The sequence below is a fragment of the Chamaesiphon polymorphus CCALA 037 genome (assembly GCF_003003845.1).
Lineage (GTDB): Bacteria > Cyanobacteriota > Cyanobacteriia > Cyanobacteriales > Chamaesiphonaceae > Chamaesiphon > Chamaesiphon polymorphus.
This window is the reverse complement of the sequence record NZ_PVWO01000412.1, coordinates 1-5374: the sequence shown is the minus strand read 5'-3', so window position 1 is coordinate 5374 and position 5374 is coordinate 1. Positions and strand designations below refer to the sequence as shown.

At 44.6% G+C, this 5374-nt stretch carries 5 protein-coding genes; 3 read left to right on the top strand and 2 right to left on the bottom strand.

The window, feature by feature from the left end; all coding sequences use genetic code 11:
• Nucleotides 1-80: 80 nt before the first annotated feature.
• Nucleotides 81-872 (top strand): hypothetical protein, encoded by a 792-nt coding sequence (locus tag C7B77_RS23160; protein WP_106310486.1) that lies wholly within the window; start codon nt 81-83, stop codon nt 870-872.
• A 171-nt stretch (nt 873-1043) separates the two neighbouring features.
• On the top strand, nt 1044-2441 hold the full coding sequence (locus tag C7B77_RS23155; RefSeq protein WP_106310483.1) for a WD40 repeat domain-containing protein: 1398 nt from the start codon (nt 1044-1046) through the stop codon (nt 2439-2441).
• Nucleotides 2442-2519: 78 nt separating this feature from the next.
• Here the strand turns inward: C7B77_RS23155 and C7B77_RS23150 are convergent, their stop codons facing one another.
• Nucleotides 2520-2954: an NUDIX domain-containing protein gene (locus tag C7B77_RS23150; protein ID WP_181243983.1), complete on the bottom strand. Its 435-nt coding sequence runs from the start codon at nt 2952-2954 to the stop codon at nt 2520-2522.
• Between the two features lie 303 nt (nt 2955-3257).
• Between C7B77_RS23150 and C7B77_RS23145 the strand changes: the two genes are divergently transcribed.
• Nucleotides 3258-3791: a tetratricopeptide repeat protein gene (locus C7B77_RS23145; RefSeq protein ID WP_106310477.1), complete on the top strand. Its 534-nt coding sequence runs from the start codon at nt 3258-3260 to the stop codon at nt 3789-3791.
• Between the two features lie 67 nt (nt 3792-3858).
• On the opposite strand, the gene glgA is transcribed toward C7B77_RS23145, so the two are convergent.
• A complete protein-coding gene (gene glgA / locus C7B77_RS23140) occupies nt 3859-5232 on the bottom strand; it encodes a glycogen synthase GlgA (RefSeq protein ID WP_106310474.1) in 1374 nt (457 codons plus the stop codon).
• Nucleotides 5233-5374 lie beyond the last annotated feature (142 nt).

The following is a 5374-nucleotide window of genomic DNA, read 5'->3' as shown; positions in this document are numbered from 1 at the left end:
TCCAAAAAGAGCGCAGCAGAAATCGATTTTCTCCTCTACCTCTTGCGGAAATTACCAAATACTAATTAACTCGATCTCCCATGAAATTCAACTTTCAAATTACTAGTATTGCGAATACTCTCTTGACTGCTATTACTGCAATTAATGCTAGCGATCGCGCTGACATTTTTAAAACCACACTTTGTCATCAAAACAAAATGAAAAAGATCGCAGCAGGATTTTTAGGTATATTGTTAGGTGCTTCGACCAGTGCTCTTGCTCCAAATTCGGCAAGTGCTAGCACCACACGCCAAGCTAATGCAATCATCGTTAATTCTACAGGCAAAACTATCGTTCATGCCACAATACTGCACAAATATAGTGATGTATTTAAAGAAAACCGCACGTGGGCAAACTTACCAAATGGTAGTAGCACATTAACTTCCCCTTTAAAAGTCAAATACAATACTGGCGTGTTTACAACAGGTAAAGACTGGTGGAGAGTTCAATTCAAATTTGCTAATGGTAAAATGTGTTACACCGATCCCAATAATTTCCGCGAAGTTTTTGATGCTATCGATAGAGTAATCTTGACCAATGCTGGAGCGGCTGGTCAGAAGTTAGGTATTCTTCTGGGTGAAGCTACTGGAACGTATTTAGCTGGCCCCTCTGGTGCAGTTGTGGGAGAACAAATTGGTGGGACTGCTGGTAAAGCTGCGGCCAATGGCATTGCTAGTGCGCTTTTCAATGGCGAAGCTACTGTTGGCTTCAAGCAACATATCCTCAGAACATCGGATGAGAATCGGATTGTGAATATTACTCTGCTTAGCAACGGCAAGGCTAGGATTTCATCTCCTTCTGGTGTCTCGGACACAGTTTATACTTGTGAATGATTTGACTAGGATCGTTTTGAAATAAAGGTAATTTAAAGTATGAGAGAGTTTGAATCGATGATGTTTCAAGCTCTTTTTTATACTCTTTCTCGATCCTTCGTTTTGTCTATATCTGGCTTCCTGTTGCTATAAATCTATCCAAATTAGTGTTCGATCTAAAGTATAAAATCAATGGATATCGACTTTATCTTTGAAATTGTCTTACCTAAGCTACTTTTTAGTACCATTGCGAGTATCGTCGTGGGGGCGGTCGTTGGTGGCATTGTTGGCACGATCGTCGATCTGATTAGGCGCAAAAGAGCTAAATCGAAAAACCTACCACCACCACCGCGCCTAGTTTTATCAGCGATATTCGGCTCCTTTTTCGGTACGATGCTAATCGTGTTTATTCCCATCCAAACCGATCGCAGCTCACTCGATGGCGGAGGCTATTCTGTCCTGTGGTTATATACATTACTGATAACATTAACCCCGATCGGTTCGATCGCTGGAGCTTTATTTGGCTGTTTTGTAGGTGCTAAATGGCAGAGAAAATTTACCGTTCGCAATTTCGCGATCGCCCTAGGCGTAGTTTATCTAGTAATGTCAATGGCGATCTATGGTGCTCTCGTTACCCCAACTCCCCAATTATCGAAAATTACTAAGAGCGAAGCTGGCACTTCTTTCCCATTAATCGCCCAAATTTCCGGCTACGATCGCAATAAAAACTTTGTCCAACACATGGCTTTTACTCCCGATAGTCGTGGTTTAGCGATCGGCAGCAAACAAGATATTCGGATTTTCGATCTTCAGTCCCAACAGATAACCAAAACCTTCAAATTATCTGGTCAAACTCTCAACGATATGGTGGATAGATTGACCTTTAACTCCGATGGTAAACAGCTAATTATGGCGGCACCAAGACAGATTCAGATTCGCGATTTGCAAACTGGAGAGATCCAGCACCGTCTCGATGCTAGAAATGAGGTCTATCCTACGCCAGATGGTAAAAAGCTAGTGGGATTTTCAGCAAAGGGTACCTATTCTGATTTGTTAGTTTGGAATCTCCCAGACTATAAATTATCAAAGACAATTTCGTCAGAACTCATGCCTTGGGAAGGCATAAATAGTAATCCAGTCTGTATTAGTCCAGACAGCAAAATGTTAATTTTTGCTCCCAATCCCCGTAATAATGCGATCCGAGTTTGGGATCTCGATGCTGGCAAACTAATTAAATCTTTTGGCAGTAACGATGGCAAGCAAATTACCGCGATGGCAATCTCGCCTGACAGCAAACAACTCTTAGAAATTCACAACAAAAATCTCTACCTGTGGGATATCGATCGGGGCAAAATCGTCCGCACCATTTCTAACATTGGGATGGCAAGAGCGGCATTTTATCGACCTGACGGACAAACAATCGTCATTCATACCGAAAGAAGTATCGAGCTGTGGGATCTCCAAACTGGTAAGCCGATAAAAACGCTTACTATCCCCAGCTTCTTAGCAAGAGATTTTGCCCTCAGTCCCGATGGTAAAACGATGGCAGTTTCTCAAAAGAGCCTGGTAAAAATTTTTCAACTTCCCTAAAAATCGATCTATTACAGACATCAATTATTGACAGAGTATGAGTGGATATAACAGATGACGAGCCTATTTCCCTATTTCCTATCCTCTAATTCCCGGTCGGATCTGGTAATGTCGGTACTGGAAATAATCGGCGATAATTTGGCCGTGGTCGAAACATAATTCTGAGGGGATTTCCCAGGCATTGAAAATGCCGACGGTTTTGGCGTCGTCTTGGGCGATCGGATTTCCGGTGGCGGTGGCGATAAAAACGAGACTGATCGTATGCTGGCGAGGATCGCGATCGGGTGCGGAATAGACATGAAATTGTTCGATCAAGCGCACATCTAGCCCGATTTCTTCTTTAGCTTCTCTGATGGCGGCTGTTTCTAATGATTCGCCATAGTCTACGAATCCGCCTGGTAATGCCCAGCCATGGGGCGGATTGAGCCGTTCGATCGCGATAATCGGACGGTGGGGTCGATCGATTAGTTCGATAATAATGTCTACTGTCGGTGTAGGGTTGCGGTAAGTCATAATTGAGAATTGAGAATTGAGAATTGAAAATTACCCGTTTTCGTCCTTTATAGTGTCTGCTGATTCAGAAGGACAGAGAATTATAACGTCGATCGATAAGTTATTCTTTGTCGTTTTTGTGTGCCCTATAACATATGCCAAATAGTGACTAGATAGCAAGATTTAAATCTCTCAATGTTGCCTTTAAAGTATCAACTTTGATGTGACGTAACCCCCTCGACACTGAGATTTTTACAGGTTATGGTTGCTAATACACGGGCTGGATTTTAGGCTACCAATAGTCAGCACAAACACCACTAATACATGTCTCAGCAAACTTATCCTCCGACTCAAGTCACAACAATTAGCGATCTGCTATCATCGGCCAATACTAAGTGCAATCATCATGACTATTTGGGGGCACTCGCAGAATATAACCAAGCGATTGCGATGGAGCCAGATCGGGCGATGGCTTACTGTAGTCGGGGTGTGGCATACTATCGGCTGGGCGAGATCCCGAACGCACACAGCGATTATACCCGCGCGATCGAAATCGATCCTAAATTGGCAATTCCCTACTACAGACGCGGTTTTTTACACTACTTAGCCAAAGATTATACTAGTGCAATTGCTGACTACAATCGCGCGATCGATCTCAAACCCGATTTTGCTTTGGCTTATTCCAATCGCGGTTATGCCTATCGAGATTTATATGGGGAACAAGAGGCTATCATCGATTGGCGATTTGCAGCTAAATTATTCAAGGAACAAGGTAATTTAGTCAAGTACGAAAGCATGATGATAACGATCGAACAAGTTTATGGTGATGAGAGTTGTGCTTCGGGAATGTTATGGTAAATTTGCATTTTTTGGCTCCCCATCAACCCGACTTTTTCAAAAAGTCGGGTTTCTAGCTACGCTCTAATCAAACATTAATCACTGATTTGTATAGCTGCTCGTATTCTTGCGCGGATTTATCCCAGCTAAAATCACTCTCCATCCCGCGTTGTTGGAGTGCTTGCCATTGGGGTTTGTAGTTAAAACTTTCCCAAGCACGTACCATACAAGTGTACAGATCCAACGCTTCATAGCGATCGAAACAATAACCCGTACCCTTTTGGTGTTGCGGATCGTGGTGGCTGACGGTATCTACCAATCCGCCAGTGCGACGCACGATGGGTACGCAACCGTAACGCATCGCCAACATCTGGGAGATCCCGCAAGGTTCAAAGCGACTCGGCATCAGGAAGGCATCCGAACCTGCATAAATCCGGCGCGAGAGCGATTCATTATAGAGGAGATAAGTTGCCATCCGTCCTGGATAACGCGAGGCTAATTGCCATAGTTGCGTCTCATAATGGCGATCGCCAGTGCCCAAGACGATAAACTGAGCATCCGTATAAGCCAAAAATCGATCGAGTGTCTGGAGCATCAGATCCAAGCCTTTTTGCTCTACCAAGCGAGATACCATACCGACGAGGAAAGTATCCGGATTTATCGCCAAGCCGACTTCTTGCTGGAGTGCGGCTTTGTTCTTGACGCGATCTTCGATCGTTTTGGCAGTATAAGTTTGCGCTAAAGCTTTATCGTTGGCCGGGTCGTAAACTTCTGTATCGATCCCATTGACAATTCCCGATAGCCTGCCACTAATAAACGATAATAACCCCTCTATTTTCTCACCATATTCGATCGTCTGGATCTGGGCGGCATAAGTTGGTGACACCGTATTGACTCGATCGGCATATTGCACCGCTGCGGCCATGGTATTGTGACCCTGCATGTACCACGGACACCAGGTAATCCGCTCTAGGAACCACCGCCACGGCCCTTGATAAGCTAAATTGTGAATGGTAAAGATCGTGCTGATATCGGGATCTTGGTGCATCCACACGGGCAGCATCCCCGTATGCCAGTCGTGGCAGTGGATGATATTTGGTTTCCAATAGTTCCAACAAAACTCCGCTGCACCATTAGCAAAGAAGGTAAATCGCCAGTCTTCATCCTCGCCGCCGTAGATTCGTTGCGGATCGAAGGCTGGATGCCCGAATAAGTACAGGGGGACGTCGGTACCGGGGAGAACTGTCTCGTATACGGCAAAGTGATTGAACATGGCATATCCCCACCAGACAGGCTCGGAGGGGATATCTAATTTACCGACTATGGAGCCGTAGTATGGCATGAAGATGCGGACGTCATGTCCCATTTTCCGCAAGAATTTAGGTAAGGCACCCACCACGTCGCCCATACCACCAACTTTGGCTATGGGTGCAGCTTCCGCCGCGACAAATAAAATTTTCATGAATATTTTTTATATTTAGGTGTTTGGTACTGAGGTGGTCGCGATCGCCATCAACAGCCATCATACCAGCCATCTAGACACCCAATTACTTAGGCTTTAGGTTTTAGGCTTTAGGCTTTAGGTTTTAGGCTTTAGGCTTTAG